The 14,683-nt window shown below is 67.3% G+C and carries 7 protein-coding genes and 1 pseudogene; 2 read left to right on the forward strand and 6 right to left on the reverse strand.

Features of this window, described 5'->3' with window-relative positions; all coding sequences use genetic code 11:
• Positions 1–55: 55 nt before the first annotated feature.
• The 3 genes from BLV57_RS30915 to BLV57_RS30925 all read right to left on the reverse strand — a co-directional run bounded on the left by BLV57_RS30915 (position 56) and on the right by BLV57_RS30925 (position 4,557).
• Positions 56–1,291 carry a type III PLP-dependent enzyme domain-containing protein gene (locus BLV57_RS30915; protein WP_091294758.1) on the reverse strand — a complete coding sequence of 412 codons (1,236 nt, stop codon included), beginning with the start codon at positions 1,289–1,291 and terminating at the stop codon, positions 56–58.
• Positions 1,288–2,832: an AMP-binding protein gene (locus BLV57_RS30920; RefSeq protein WP_245757585.1), complete on the reverse strand. Its 1,545-nt coding sequence runs from the start codon at positions 2,830–2,832 to the stop codon at positions 1,288–1,290. The genes BLV57_RS30915 and BLV57_RS30920 overlap by 4 nt, the downstream gene beginning before the upstream one ends.
• Before the next feature lie 177 nt (positions 2,833–3,009).
• The gene (locus BLV57_RS30925; protein ID WP_091294760.1) at positions 3,010–4,557 is read right to left on the reverse strand and encodes an AMP-binding protein; all 1,548 of its coding nucleotides are present in this window, start codon (positions 4,555–4,557) and stop codon (positions 3,010–3,012) included.
• A 192-nt stretch (positions 4,558–4,749) separates the two neighbouring features.
• Here BLV57_RS30925 and BLV57_RS30930 point away from each other — a divergent pair, with 192 nt between their 5' ends.
• Entirely contained in the window at positions 4,750–4,992 is a 243-nt protein-coding gene (locus BLV57_RS30930; RefSeq protein WP_091294762.1) for a phosphopantetheine-binding protein, read from the forward strand.
• 100 nt (positions 4,993–5,092) lie between these two features.
• Here the strand turns inward: BLV57_RS30930 and BLV57_RS30935 are convergent, their stop codons facing one another.
• Together BLV57_RS30935 and BLV57_RS30940 are read right to left on the reverse strand one after the other, a co-directional pair.
• The gene (locus tag BLV57_RS30935; RefSeq protein WP_245757586.1) at positions 5,093–5,995 is read right to left on the reverse strand and encodes an ACP S-malonyltransferase; all 903 of its coding nucleotides are present in this window, start codon (positions 5,993–5,995) and stop codon (positions 5,093–5,095) included.
• 164 nt (positions 5,996–6,159) lie between these two features.
• Entirely contained in the window at positions 6,160–7,059 is a 900-nt protein-coding gene (locus BLV57_RS30940; protein WP_091294765.1) for a proline iminopeptidase-family hydrolase, read from the reverse strand.
• A 271-nt stretch (positions 7,060–7,330) separates the two neighbouring features.
• On the opposite strand from BLV57_RS30940, the gene BLV57_RS30945 reads away from it, so the two are divergent.
• Positions 7,331–8,227: a TIGR03560 family F420-dependent LLM class oxidoreductase gene (locus BLV57_RS30945; protein WP_091294767.1), complete on the forward strand. Its 897-nt coding sequence runs from the start codon at positions 7,331–7,333 to the stop codon at positions 8,225–8,227.
• A 548-nt stretch (positions 8,228–8,775) separates the two neighbouring features.
• Here BLV57_RS30945 and BLV57_RS30950 read toward each other — a convergent pair.
• A pseudogene (locus tag BLV57_RS30950) lies at positions 8,776–14,652 on the reverse strand (SDR family NAD(P)-dependent oxidoreductase); the annotation flags it as partial.
• Positions 14,653–14,683: the final 31 nt, after the last annotated feature.

The raw sequence follows: 14,683 nt of genomic DNA on the forward strand, positions 1-14,683 counted from the left end.
TACACGGCACGATTCACCCAGGCTGTGAATTTCCTGGCGCAATATCCATAAATGGTTATTGCGCCGCGGAACCCACCTGGTACGAACGTTCGTGCTCAATACGGGATACGGAAACCACTTCGTCTCCGCGGACGATGACCTCGGTCGGGGCGGGCCGTCCGAGGAACATCAACAGGCTGGCGGTGGGACCGTAGGCACCGACGTTCGGGATGACGACCGTGTCGCCCGGCTCGTAGATCGGGACCTCGATCTCTCGGCCGAGCAGGTCGCCCGGGGTGCACAGCGGTCCGGCCAGGCTCGCGCGTTCGGTCTTCTCTCCGGTTTCGACGGCGACCGCGACCGGCAGCAACCTGCCGAGCCCCGACATGCCACCGAAGGCGTTGATCCCGGTGTCGAGAATGACGAACTTGCGGCCGCGGCTGACCTTGACGTTGCTGACGCTCGCCAGCAGCGTGCCGCTGGCGCCGATCAGGAACCGGCCCGACTCACAGGCGAGCTGGGGACCGTTCGTCCGCCAGTTCGGGAAATGCGTGTCGAGCGCGTTGGCCAGTTCGTCCCGGAGCTTGGGGTAATGCCCCCGCACGCCCGGAACGCCGTAGGGGCTGGTGAAGCCGCCCCCGATGTCGAGGAACTTGAGCTCCAGACCGAGGTCCGCCTGCAACTGCGCCGCCAGAGCGATGGTGCCCTGGAACTCGGCGATCAGGCTTTCCTCGTCCTTCGCGTTGCTCAGCGGGAAGAAGTGGAACCCCGTGAGCTCGACGTCCTCGATCGCCCGCAGCTCAGGCATGACCTCCGGCAGCACCTCGGCGTCGAAACCGAACTGCGAGGGGGTGCCGGTCATGCGGATGCCCGTCGACGCGCTCGCCGTGGAACTGTTGACCCGCAACAGGATCTCGGCGACAGCGCCCAGTTCCTTCGCGACGGCCGCGACGCGCTGGACGTCGGTGACCGAGTCGGTCGAGAACTTGCGGACACCCTTGCTGATGGCTTCGTGAAGCTCACCGTAGGTCTTCGCCGGTCCGGTGTAGAGGAAGTCCTCTCCGGAGTATCCGGCGGCGAGACCGGCGGCCAGTTCACCGGTTGAGCTGATCTCGGGGTGGAGCCTGCCCCCCGAGCCCTCCCGCAGCGCCCGGACGAGTTCCGGGTGCGGGTTCGCCTTCAACGCGTAGAACAGTTTGAACTCTTCAGGCAGCGCGGCGAGCAGTTCGTCGCGTGCGGCTTGGACCTCGTTGAGGTCGTAGACGTAGGTCGGCGTGCCGAACTTCTCGGCCAGCTCATGGAATCGGGTCACTTCGCGGTCCCTTCCAGCAGCTCGACCAGTGTCTGGCGCGAGTTCTTGCCGTGCAGCGTCAGCGGGAAGTCCGCGACGACCTTGCAGACGGCGGGGACCTTGGCCGGCTCGAGACGCTGGGCCAGCTCGCGGAGCACGACGTGCGAGCCGAGCTCGCTCTCCACGAAGATGGTCAGGTCGCGGCCTGCCGCGGGCGGGATCGCGGCGGCGACGCGGACACCGGGGATGTCCATCGCGGCGGCCTCGATCTCGATGGTCGACATCCGGACGCCCTTGCGCTTGAACATGTCGTCGCGGCGGCCCTCGAAGTAGAGGTAGCCGTCGGCGTCCATGCTGCCGTAGTCGCCGGTGTGCAGCCGGGTGACGCCGTCGGGGTCGGTGCGGAAGGCGCGCGCGGTCTGCTCCGGGTTGTTCCAGTAGCCGGGCATGACGTGCGGCCCCTCGGCGACGATCTCGCCGACCTCGCCGACCGGAAGCTTGTTGCCGTCCTCGTCCATGATGAAGACCTTGGTGCCCCGCAACGGACGCCCGACCGAATCGAGGCGCTGGCCGTCCTCGCTCGGCGGCATGATCGAGATGCGCTTGCACTCGGTCTGGCCGAACTGGCGGACCACCTTGACACCGGGGAACGCCTCGCGCAGCGCGGCGATCGTCGGCGCGGGCAGCGCGGCGCCGGTGTTGGAGAAGATGCGGATCGGCGGCAGGTTCTCGTGGTCGCGCTGGGCGAGCGTGGCGATCATGGTGGCCAGCGAGGGCACGATCGGCACGATGGTCGCACCGACTTCGCGCATTCTCTTCAGCAGCACCAGATCCGACTCTTCGCCCGCCAGCACGATCTCGGAGCGGCCGAGGATCGCCAGCAGCACCTTGTACAGGCCGTAGTCCCACGAGAGCGGGAAGCGGCAGAAGACGACATCGTCGTGGCTGTAGCCCAGGTCGGCCTGCAGCGAGCGCGAGGCGAAGCAAACCTGGCGGTGCGGAAGGATTACCGCCTTCGGAGCCGCGGTCGAACCCGAGGTGTAGATGAGCACGGCGACGTCTTCGGGGCTGATCTCCCGCTCCGGGGTCATCTCCGGCTTGCCGACCAGGTCGAGCACCTCGGGGAAGACCTCGGTGATGTCGAGCACCGGGATCGAGGTCAGCTCGGCGATCTTGCCGACCTGCGCGCCGACGGTGATCGCCAGCACCGGCTCGGAGTTCTGCAGCACCGACTTGATGTGGTAGGTCTTCATGTTCGGGTGCAGCGGCACGAAGATGGCGCCGGCGCGGGAGGCGCCGATGAAGTAGGCGGCCAGTTCGCGCTCGCTCGGCAGCTGCGCCATGACGCGGTCGCCGGGCTTGACGCCACGCTCCTGCAACCAGGCGGAGAACGCCTTGCTGACCTCGTCCAGTTCGGTGTAGGTCCAGACGCCTTTCGCGTCACGGACGGCGCTCGAGGTCGGGTACTCGGCTACGGCCTCGTCCAACAGGTTGTGAATGAGCTCGCCACCGTTCGGCAGCAGCTCGGAAAGACCGTTGATGTCGTTAGCGTACGTATCCACAGCCGCTCTCCATGTTCGAGGAAGAAATCCAGGCCATCGGTGTTGTGAAACAGCTACCGGGTTCTCGGCCCTGAAAAGAGGCTACCTAGATACATACGTTCGTCATACCCCTAGGCTCCCCTAACAGGGGTCCCCCCGAGGGCGCCGCTCAGCGCGTGAATTGTCACGCGCTGTGCGTCACCCCTTGCTACCCGCGACGGCGAGCATGTCGTTTGCCCTGGTCGCGAGGGTTGGGCGGTCCACTTTGCGATTCGAGTTGAGCGGGAACTCCCCGACGTGCTGGTACTGCCTCGGCAGCATGCCGACCGGAAGAATGGTCCGCAGCTGCTTCGCCAGTACCACCGGAGAGGTCACCTCACCCGTGTAGAAGACGACCAATTCGGTCGTGCCGTCAGCGGAACGTGTCACCGTGACGGCGTCCTCGACTCCGGCGCATTCACGGAGCGCGTGCTCGATTTCGGCCAATTCCACTCGCCAGCCTTGTACTTGCACCTGGGCGTCCAGCCTGCCCAGGTAGACCAGTACCCCGCCGTCGAGCTTCCTAACCCGGTCACCCGTGCGGTACCAGGTTTTTCCGTCATGTTCGAGAAAGCGCCCCTTGTTGTCCTCCGGGTCGAGGTAGCCCGCGGTCATCTGCGGGCCGGTGATGCAGAGTTCTCCTTCCACGTCGGAGAAACCGTCGTCGGGTGTGACGAGGACGTATTCGTGGCCTTCGTGGATCTCCCCGATCGGCACCAGCCCGTTGATGCCCTGCGACGGCGAGGTCGCGGGGTCCCAGCGGTGGCCGGTGACGGTGACGGTCAGTTCCGTTGGCCCGTACAGGTTCTCGACCGTCGACGCGCTGGCCGCCTGCTGCCAGTCCGCCGTGTCGGTCATCCGCAAGGCTTCACCCGCGAAGAAGCTCCAGCGCAGTCCTGGCATGGAATCTTTGTCAAGTCCGCCCATCTTTCGGATAAGGCCTATGGCGCTGGGCGTCGAGAACCACACGGTGACGTCGTGTTCCGCGAGGAAGGCCGGGATGTCCCGGTAGGCGGCAGGCGGGATGTACTGCACGCTCGCGCCGGCGCCCCACGCGCAGAAAAGATCGAACATCGCGCAGTCGAAGTTCAAATCGAAAGTCTGCGAGAATACGTCGGACGCGGCGAAGTCGTACCGCCGGTCGAGAAGTTCGAAATAGTGATGCGTGCTGCCGTGACTGATCGGCACGCCTTTCGGCCGCCCGGTGGAACCGGAGGTGAAAAGCATGTACGCGGTGTCGCTCGGCTGAACCGGCTTCGGCTCGGTCAGCGCGTGCGCCGGGTTCGCCTCGATGGCCGTGAACCTGCCATCGATGTCGGCGCCCGGCGCGAAGACCGGGATGTCGAGTTCGTCGCCGTAGATGTCGGGCAGCGACGCCAAACCCTTGGCGTCGACGATGATCGCGGCGACGCCGGACAGGTCTAACATGCGGCGCGTGCGCACCACCGGGAAGTCGGGGTGCAGCGGGACGACGGTCGCGCCGGTGTACAGCCCGGCGAGAATCCCGACGTACGACTCGAAGCCTTTTCCTGCCAGCACACCGATCACGCGCGGCGTCTGGTCGGCGGCGAGCAGGGATCCCGCCCACAGCAAGGCGGTCTCGTGTGCGCGCGCGTACGTGACCGTCTCCGTCGCGAGGCGCAGCGCGGGCGCGTCGGGTGACACCGCGAGCCCGCGCAGGAACCTTTCGTAGAGGGCCTGTGTCATTTTTTCCTCCTACTCGGGCAACACCCGCGAGCCCCCTTCAGAAGAGGAACAACGGGGCGTCGGAGAGATACATTCTCAGCGCCGTCGGCGTGACGAACAGGGGTTGGTACGGGTTGTTCTCACCTGCGCGGGTGCAATAGCGTCGCCATCCTAAGCAGTGAAAACCCGCGGATCTGAAAGACTGGAGCAGCCATGTGGGACGAGCAGTTCGAAGAGCTTCTTCGCCGATACCTGCCGTTTCTCCCGCCAGAGGAAGCACTCGACGCCGACCTCGCCCTGCGTGACTTCGGCCTCGACTCGCTCGGCACCGTCGAACTGCTCGCACAGCTGGAGGCGCTGTACGACGTCCGGTTCGTCGACGACGCGCTGAGCATGGAGACCTTCACTTCGCCCTCGGTGCTCTGGAGCACCGTGAAGAAGATGCAGCCGGCGTAACGCCCATAATCCAACTCGCCCTTCCGGATCGCGGAGATCCGGAAGGGCCGTTTTGCGTTGGGGCCAGCCGTGGCTAGGCGAGCGGGAGCGGCCACGATGGCTACGCGGCCGTGCCCCGGCGGCGGGGCTGCATGGCCAGCCGCGGATTGACCGCGACGACGTCGAAGTTCTTGGTGGTGACCGCGACCCGGCCGAACAACCCGTCCTGGCCGGACACGTACAGCTTCTTGATGTCACGCGCCTGCAGCGCGGAGACCACGTCCAGCCAGTTGACCGGGGTGTCGAAGCCGTCGAGCAGCATCTTCTTGACCTGCTCGCCACTGGTGAGCAGCGTGCCGTCCTGGTCGGCGATCACCGGGACGACGAGCTCACCGAACTCGAGCTTCGAGATGATCTCGGCCTCCGCTTTTTCGCGCAGCGCGCCGAAAGCGGTGGAGTGCATGGGCGGGCGCATCAGATACATCGGCATGCCGCCCGCGGCCCGGATGAGATCCTTGAGCTCGTCGATCTTGTGCTCGCTGATGCACAGCATCTGGAAGTCGTGGTCGACCGTGCACGAGATCTCGTGCCAGTAGCCCCGGCTTTCCAGCTCCGCCAAGACTTCCTTGAGCTTGTCCTCGGGCGTGCGAGCGAAGGACAGCGTGACGATGTCGGTGAGTTCCTTGGCGAAGAAGTCGTCGAGGCACCGGGCGATCTGCTGGGTCATCCAGACGCCGTCGGTGAACGAAAGCGCGCCGGAGTACACCGCCGCGGCCTTGCCGCCGAAGCTCGGGCCGACGCAGACGTCGGGTTTCAGGCCCAGCGTCGCCTCCGACCACTGCGCCAAAGCCAGGCAGTTGACCAAAAACGCGACCTGGGCGTACTCCGAGTAGTCGCCTTCCGTTTCGCGGTACCGATCGACCAGTGAGTAGCCGAGCCGCTCATCGGCCAGCGCGACGAGTTTCCGCGCGAAGGGGTTGATCACCATGAACTTGGCGACGTCCTCGAAACGCGACGGGCCCATGCCCGGGAAAACTATCGCGCTGCCGGTACCGACCTCGGTTCCCATAGTCCTGCTAACCCCTTCGCGAGTGGCGCTCGGTTCCCCTGCTGGAAAAACAGGTTCAGTCTGCGGTCCGAGCCCTGCCCGCGAGAACCCCTAGCCGACACCTCTGGGGTGCCGGCGAATCAGCCGAGGCTCTTCAGGTAAGTGCTCATGACCTGGATGAACAGCTCGGGTTCCTCAAGGTGTGGCATGTGGCTCGACTCCTCGAAGATCTCCCAGCTGACATCCGGGATCAGGTCGGCGTACGGCTGCACGGTCACCGGGGTGGCTTCGTCGTGGCGGCCAGAGATCAGCAGGGTCGGAACCTCGATGGCGGCCAGGCCTTCGATCACGCCCCAATCCTTCAACGTGCCGACGACATGGAACTCGCTCGGGCCGTTCATCGAGTAGTAAACGGTGGGGTCGTTGTACATCTCGTAGAACGACGCCATGAAGTCGCGGGGCCACGGCTTGAGACGGCAGACGTGCTTCTCGTAGAAGGGCTGCATCGCCTCGAAGTAGGCGTCACTCGTGGTGGTGCCTTCGGCCTCGTGCTTGAGCAGGATCTCGTTGTTGCCGGGCGGAAGCTGGTCGCGCAGCACCTTCATCTCCTGCAGCCACAACGGGTACGACGCCGGCGCGTTCGCGATCACGAGGCCTTTGAGCCCCTGCGGCTGCTTCGCGGCGTGGTCGGCCACGAGCAGTCCGCCCCAGGATTGGCCGTACAGCACGTAGTTGTCCTGGATGCCCAGCTGGCGCAGGAGGTTGTCGAGCTCCTGGGCGAACAGGTCGACGGTCCAGAAGTCGGCGCCCTTGTCCGGCAGGTGGGTCGACCCGCCGTTGCCGAGCTGGTCGTAGTGCACGACCGGGTTGCCGAGTTCGGAAAGCTCCGTGGCGTTGAGGAGATAGTCGTGCGTGCTGCCGGGCCCGCCGTGCACGAAGACGAGCGCGGGCTTGCCGGAACCCAGGTCCCCGGTGACCCGGTACCAGGTCTCGTACTCACCGAAGGGCACGGTCCCCTTGACACTCGGAGCCAGAGTCATCTGCCACCCACCTCACGCGTACTGACCTTCGCCGCTGGGTCCGACGCTAATGGAAACAGCGTCGCGTGAAACCCCCTATGCGCCCCTATCCCGGACAGTCCGATCACACGTCCGTTTTCCCGTCGTCACAGCCCGTGCGGGCCCCGTTCAGCGGGAGCCGATTCCTGAAAATGTCAACGAATCGCGCATTGATTGCACTTTTTGAAAGATTCTGACGAAGTCTTCTTTCCGCTGTTCGGAGGGTGAGTAAACGCTCGTTTATGGTCAAGACATGGAACTTGGGCTGCAAATTCCCTGGTACACCTGGCCGAACGGACCCACCGCACTGGGCGCGGACCTCGCCGCCGTGGTCGCCGCGGCGGATGACGCGCACTTCGAATACATCGCGGTGATGGATCATTTCTTCCAGATCCCGGAAGACTCCTACCACCGCAACCCGGTCGTCCCGCCGGGCGCCGACGACATGCTCGAGTCGTACACCACGCTCGGTTTCCTTGCCGCGCATACGAAACGCGCCAAGCTGATGGCCATGATGACCGGCGCGCTCTACCGCCCACCCGGCCTGCTGGCGAAGATCGTGACGACCCTCGACGTGCTTTCCGGAGGGCGCGCGGTACTCGGCATCGGCACCGGCTGGAACGAAGAGGAAGCCAGCGGGCTCGGATTCACCTTCCCGTCCCAAGCGGAAAGGTTCGAACTACTCGAGGAGGTCCTGCGCTTCGTCTTGCAAATGTGGTCCGACGACAATGGTGGATTCACCGGAAAACACGTCACCGCGGACCGCTTGTTCAACGCGCCGCAGGTGCTGAGCCGCCCGCATCCGGCGATCATGGTCGGCGGCAGCGGCGAGCGGAAGACATTACGCCTCGTGGCGAAATACGGCCAGGCGTGCAATTTGTTCAACACGCCCGAGCTGGAGCGCAAGCTGACCGTGCTCCGGGCGCACTGCGACGACCTCGGCCGCGACTACGGCGAGATCACCAAGACCGTCTATCACATACTGGACATAGGCGACAACGGCGCGAAGACCGACCTCCTGCTCGCCGAACTGGAGCGCCTGGCGGGCCTCGGCGTCGACGCCGTCATCGGCGCCGTCCCTGGCCTCCCCGACCCCGCCATCCTCGCCCGCTTCGGCACAGACGTCATCCCCCAAGCCGCCCGCCTCTGACGCGGGCGCCGACCGTATCGTGAGTGGTACGGCCGGTTCTAACCGGCCGCAACACTCACGACCCCGGTCGTTCGGAGCGGTGAGCGCCCTTTGCTGCGTTGGGCGGCGCAAAGGGCACTCGCCCCTGTATGAGGGGAGCCTTCATACAGGGGCGGGTTGATGAGGGGAGCCTTCATCCCGCATAGCTGGATGAAGGCTCCCCTCATCAACGCGAACTGGGGCAAGCCAGCCATAGCGTGTTCTGGGCTGGCTGGTGTGCGCGTTCGCGGTGAAGTGAGGGGGCCGTTGGGTGCGTAGTAAGCACTCGGGGGCACCCTCGCTGCGCGATCAGACTTGGGTGGTGGTGCGCGTGCGAGTGGTAACTCTGCTGCATCTAACGGAGCAGAGTTACCACTCGCGCTGGCCTTTCGTGCCGTGGGCGAGGGGTTCCCCTGCTGCGTTGGGTGCAGCAGGGGAACCCCTCGCCCATGGCCACTGCCCCGAGAGGTCGGGGTCGTGAGTGTTGCGGCCGGTTCTAACCGGCCGGAACACTCACGAGGCCCAGGGCGTCAGTCGAAGGTGGCGGTCCACCAGTCGCGGATGACGGCGGCCGTGGTGGCGGCGTCGTCCTCGACGATGGTGAAGTGGGTGCCCGCCGTGGTGACGTCGGTGTGCGAGGGGTCCCAGGGCATGGCGCGCCACTCGTCGGAGTCCGGGTCGGGGAGGAACGAGTCGCGGGCGCGGACGAACAGGGCCGGGGACTCGAGCTTGCCGAGGTGGAAGTTCGGGATGAGGTCCATGTAGCGGCTCATTCCCGTCAACCGGGCCGCGTCGAACTGGCCGAACGAGGATTCCTTGTCCAGCAGGCCGATCGCGAGCTGCTCGAAGAAGCCGGACTGTTCGCCGCCGCCCTCCTCGCTGACCGTGTAGGTGTCGATCAGCACGACGCCCGCGGCCGGGGTGCCCAGCTTTTCCAGGTACGAGGCCGTGATCGAGGCCAGCAGGCCGCCCGAGGAGTAGCCCAGCAGGACGAACGGGTCACCCTCGGCTGCCGCGAGGACGCTCTTCGCGAGCACCTCGCCGACGGCGTCGCAGGTGGACGGCAACGGGTCGCCCTTGGCGAAGCCGGGGGTCGGCAGCGCGCTCACGTGCAGCTCGCCGTTGAAGTTCTGGACGAGCCTGGAGTGCTGGTGCGTGCCGCCGGTGACCATCGGCGTCGCCAGGCAGATCAGGCGAGGACGAGCAGGTCCTTCTGCGAGCCGCACCGGTGACGGCAGGGCTTCGAGATCCGCGGCGGAGGCGAACGACGGGCGGATGTCGGCCGCCGCGCGCATCAGGGTGAGACCCTTCTGCATCGCTCCGGTCAACGTCGCCTGGCGGAACAGGTCGCCCAGCGTCTCGGTGGATTCCTCGGCCGCCGGAGTTTCCGACTGTCCTAATTGGGCGATCACGTAGCGGGCCAGTTCGGCCGGGTTCTTGTTGTCGAACACGACCATCGCCGGCAGCGACAGGCCGATCGCGGAGTTGAGGCTGTTGCGCAACTCCATCGCGGTGAGCGAGTCGAAGCCGGACTCGAGGAAGTCGCGTTCCGGGTCGACCGCCGCCGCGTCGGTGTGGCCGAGCACGGCCGCGGCGTGCGTGAGGACCAGCTCGCGCACGGCACTCTCCTGCTCACCACTGTCCAAAGAGGCCAGACGACGGCGAACGGCGCCCGAGTCCGTCTTGGCCGCGCGACGGGACGGCGCGCGCACGAGCCCGCGCAGGAGATGCGGGACGTCGACGCCCTGCAGCGCCTTGACGTCCAGCTTCATCGGGACGATCACCCCGAGGTCCACAGTGGACGCGGTGTCCAGCAGCGCGAGGCCTTCCGCCGGCGTGATGCCGGAGGCGCCCGTGCGCGTGATGCGCGCGACGTCGGCTTCGCTCAGCTCGCTCGCCATGCCGCTCGCGTCTTCCTCGGCCCACAGGCCCCACGCGAGCGACTGCGCGGCCAGGCCCTGCGCGCGCCGGTGCTCGGCGAGCGCGTCGAGGAAGCTGTTCGCCGCCGCGTAGTTGCCCTGGCCCGCGTTGCCGAACACGCCGGCGGCCGACGAGAACAGCACGAACGCCGACAGGTCGAGGTCGCGGGTCAGCTCGTGCAACGTCAGCGCCGCGTCGACCTTCGGCCGGAACACCTTCGAGACGCGCTCGGGCGTCAGCGACGACAGCACACCGTCGTCGAGCACGCCCGCGACGTGCACCACGCCCTTGAGGTCCGGAATACCTTGCAACAGCGCGGAAACCGCGTCACGGTCGGCAGCGTCGCAGGCGGCGACGTCCACCTGGGCGCCCAATTCCGTAAGCTCCGAAACCAGCTCCGGGATACCCGAAGCCGCCGCGCCGCGACGGCTGGTGAGCACCAGGTGCTTGACGCCATGCTCGGTGACGAGGTGCTTGGCGACCAGCCGCCCGAGGGTGCCCGCCGCACCCGTGATGAGCGTCGTCCCGCCGAACACCGTCGCCGGCGTGGCGTCCTCGGCCACCGGCACCTTGACCAGGCGGGCCGCGTGCATGATCCCGCCGCGCAGCACCACCTGCGGCTCGCCGGAGCCCGCGATGGCCACGAGGTCGGTCTCGGTCACGGTCGCCTCGACGTCGGCGAGCACGATCCGGTCCGGGTTCTCGGACTGGGCCGCCTTCACCAGGCCCCACACCGCCGCGCCCGCCAAGTCGCAGAGGTTTTCGCCGGGCAGCGCGACCGCGCCCTGGGTGACCACCAGCAGCGTGCTCTGCGCGGACCCGGGATCGGCCAGCCAGAACCGCACCGCTTCGAGCGCGTGGTGCGCGGCGGCGTGCACGGACTCGGCCGTGGTGCCGCGCTCGGTGCGCAGGACGTGGACGTCCGGCTGCTCACCGAGCCCGGTGAACGGCGTCCAGGCGACGCCGAACAGCGAGTCGTGGAACCCGGCGGGCCCGGCGCCCGCGGGGATCGCCCGCAGCACCAGGGAATCCACCGAGGCCACCGGTGCGCCGGTGGCGTCCGCGACGGTCAGCGTGACCGCGCTGTCACCACTGGGTTTGACGTGGACCCGCAGGCTTGACGCCCCGGCAGCGTGCAAGGCCACACGGGTCCACGAGAACGGGAGCGCCGCCTGGTCGCCGGTGACTCCGGCGAGCGCGACGGCGTGCAGGCAGGCATCGAGCACCGCCGGGTGCAGGCCGAACCCGGACGTGTCGACGTCCTCGGGCAGCTGCACTTCGGCGAAGATCTCGTCGCCGGACTTCCAAGCGGCACGCAGTCCCTGGAAGACCGGGCCGTAGACGAGACCGGCGTCGGCCAGGCCGTCGTAAAGCTCCTCGACCTCGATCTCGGCGCCTGCGGGCGGCCACGAGGTCAAGTCGAACCCAGGCGCGGCGGCATCCGGCGAGAGCGTGCCGGTGCCGTGCGCGGTCCAGGGGAGGTCGGGGTCGTCGCCGCGCGAGTAGATATCGACGGACCGCGCGCCGTCATCGCCGGGCGCGCCGACGACGACCTGCAGCGAGACGCCGCCCCTCTCGGGCAGGATCAACGGCGCCTGCAACGTGAGGTCCGCGAGCACCGAGCAGCCGACCTGGTCACCCGCCGCGATGGCGAGTTCGACGAAACCGGTGCCCGGCAAGAAGATCGAGCCGCCAACGACGTGATCGGCCAGCCACGGATGCGTCTGCACCGACAGCCGCCCGGTGAACACCACGGCCTCGGAATCCGGCGACGGCACGACCGCGCCGAGCAGCGGGTGCCCGGCCGAGTCGAGCCCGGCGGACGAGACGTCCCCTCCCCCAGTGCTGATCCACGAGTCGCCAAGGTAGTCCTTGTAGTCCAGCCAGAAACGCTGCCTTTGGAACGCATAAGTCGGCAGGTCGACGCGTTTGGCGCCGCGGCCATCGAACAGCGTCTTCCACTGCGGCGAAAGACCCGACACATGGAGCTGACCGAGTCCATTGAGGAGGGTCGCGACCTCGTCGCGGTTCTTGCGCAGCGCGGGTACGAGCACGGCGTCGTCGACCGACTGCTGGGCCATGCCGGTGAGCACCCCGTCCGGGCCGAGTTCGAAGAACCGCGTGACCCCCTTGCCGGACAGGAACTTGATCCCGTCGGCGAAGCGCACGGCGTCGCGGACATGGCGGACCCAGTAGTCAGCGGAGAACTGCGCCACCTCACCGGTCACATTGGACACCACGGGGATCTTGGGCGCGTGGTACGTCAGACTGGAAGCGATCTTGCGGAACTCGTCGAGTATCGGCTCCATCAGCGGCGAGTGGAACGCGTGCGACACCTTGAGCCGCGTGCTCTTGCGCCCGGCGAAGTCGTCCTGGATCTCGATGGCGGCCTTCTCGTCGCCGGACACGACGACCGAGCGCGGGCCGTTGATCGCCGCGATGCTCACGGCCTCGTTCAGCAGCGGCTTGATCTCTTCTTCGGTGGCCTGGATGGCGATCATCGCGCCGCCGGTCGGCAGCGCCTGCATGAGACGGCCACGCGCCGCGACGAGCTTCGCGGCATCCTCCAAGGACAAGACCCCGGCGACATGCGCCGCGGCCAGCTCGCCGATCGAGTGCCCGGCGAGGTAGTCCGGCTTGAGCCCGAGCGACTCGACGAGCCGGTACAGCGCGACCTCGATCGCGAACAGGCCCGTCTGCGTGTAGACGGTCTGGGCGAGCAAGTCCTCGTCGGAACCCCAGATGACGTCACGCAACGGCCGGTCGAGGTGCTTGTCCAGCTCCGCGAGCACGGCGTCCAGCGCCTCCGCGAAGACCGGGATAAAGCCCGCTAAATCCCGCCCCATCCCCAGGCGCTGGGCGCCCTGGCCGGTGAACAGGAACGCGGTCGAGCCGCTGATCTTGGTCGCGGGGCCGACCTCGGCGAGGCCGCGCAGGAGTTCGTCACGGTCGGCGCCGACGACGACCGCGCGGTGTGCCCAGGTGGCGCGAGTGGTCACCAGCGAAGACGCGACGTCCAAAAGGGACACTGAGGGATTCGCGACCAGGTACTCACGCAGGCGCGCGGCCTGTGCGGGCAGAGCTTCCGGGCTCTTGGCCGAGAGCACCAAAGGCACCGCCGGAAGTGGCTTGACCTCTTCTTCGACAGCTTCGGCAGTGGGCGCCTCTTCGATGATGATGTGCGCGTTGGTCCCGCTGATGCCGAACGACGAAACCCCGGCCCGGCGCGGCTGCCCGGTCGAAGGCCACGCCCGCGATTCCGTCAGCAGCTTGACGTTGCCAGCCGACCAGTCCACCTTCGGCGTCGGCTCGTCGACGTGCAGGGTCATCGGCATGGTCTCGTGCTGCAACGCCATGACCATCTTGATGATCCCGCTGACCCCGGCGGCCGCCTGTGTGTGGCCCATGTTCGACTTGATCGAGCCCAGCCACAGCGGCTTTTCCCGCCCCTGGCCGTACGTCGCGAGCAGCGCCTGCGCCTCGATCGGGTCACCCAAGGTCGTGCCGGTGCCGTGCGCCTCGACGAGGTCGACCTGCTCGGGCGTGAGCTGCGCGTTGGCCAGCGCCGCCTTGATCACGCGGCGCTGCGACGGCCCGTTCGGCGCGGTCAGGCCGTTGGACGCGCCGTCCTGGTTGATCGCGGATCCCTTGACCACGGCGAGCACCGGGTGCCCGTTGGCGCGCGCGTCGGACAGCCGCTCGATGACCAGCATGCCGACGCCTTCACCCCAGCCGGTGCCGTCGGTGGCGCCCGCGAACGACTTGCAGCGCCCGTCCTTCGCCAGCCCGCGCTGCTTGCTGAACTCGACGAACGTCTCCGGCGTGCCCATCACCGCGACGCCGCCGACGAGCGCGAGCCCGCACTCGCCCGTCCGCAGCGCCTGGATCGCCCAGTGCAGCGCGACCAAAGAGCTGGAGCACGCGGTGTCGACGGTGACGGACGGGCCTTCGAGGCCCAGCGTGTACGAAACCCGGCCCGACGCAATGGATCCGGTGTTCGCGTTGGCCGCGTAGTCGTGATACATCATCCCGGCGAACACGCCCGTCGAGCTGCCCTTGAGCGTCGCGGGGTCGATGCCCGCGCGCTCCAGCGCCTCCCACGAGGCCTCCAGCAGCAGCCGCTGCTGCGGGTCGATGACCAGCGCCTCCCGCGGTGAGATCCCGAAGAACGCGGGGTCGAACAGCGCCGCGTCGTGCAGGAAGCCACCCTGGTTGGTGTAGGTGGTGTTCGGCCGGATCATCTCCGGGTCGAAGATCCGCTCGACATCCCAGCCGCGGTCCTCGGGGAAGGCGGACACCGCGTCGACCCCGTCGGAAACCACCCGCCACAGGTCCTCGGGCGACGAGATGCCACCCGGATACCGGCAGCTCATCGACACGATCGCGATCGGCTCCCGCAAGGTCGCCGACAGCTTCCGGTTCTGCGCGCGGAGACGTTCGGTCTCCTTCAGCGAGGCCCGGAGCGCGTCGACAAGTTTCTGGTCAGAGTTCGCCATCTCACGCTTCCTGGGTCATATC

The organism is Amycolatopsis xylanica, assembly GCF_900107045.1.
In the GTDB taxonomy this organism is placed as follows: Bacteria; Actinomycetota; Actinomycetes; order Mycobacteriales; family Pseudonocardiaceae; genus Amycolatopsis; species Amycolatopsis xylanica.

Bases quoted from the DNA above. Each gene is read 5' to 3' on its own strand.
- BLV57_RS30925 (WP_091294760.1), bottom strand. From the start codon at position 4,557: ATGACACAGGCCCTCTACGAAAGGTTCCTGCGCGGGCTCGCGGTGTCA.
- BLV57_RS30930 (WP_091294762.1), top strand. From the start codon at position 4,750: ATGTGGGACGAGCAGTTCGAAGAGCTTCTTCGCCGATACCTGCCGTTT.
- BLV57_RS30935 (WP_245757586.1), bottom strand. From the start codon at position 5,995: ATGGGCCCGTCGCGTTTCGAGGACGTCGCCAAGTTCATGGTGATCAAC.
- BLV57_RS30940 (WP_091294765.1), bottom strand. From the start codon at position 7,059: ATGACTCTGGCTCCGAGTGTCAAGGGGACCGTGCCCTTCGGTGAGTAC.
- BLV57_RS30945 (WP_091294767.1), top strand. From the start codon at position 7,331: ATGGAACTTGGGCTGCAAATTCCCTGGTACACCTGGCCGAACGGACCC.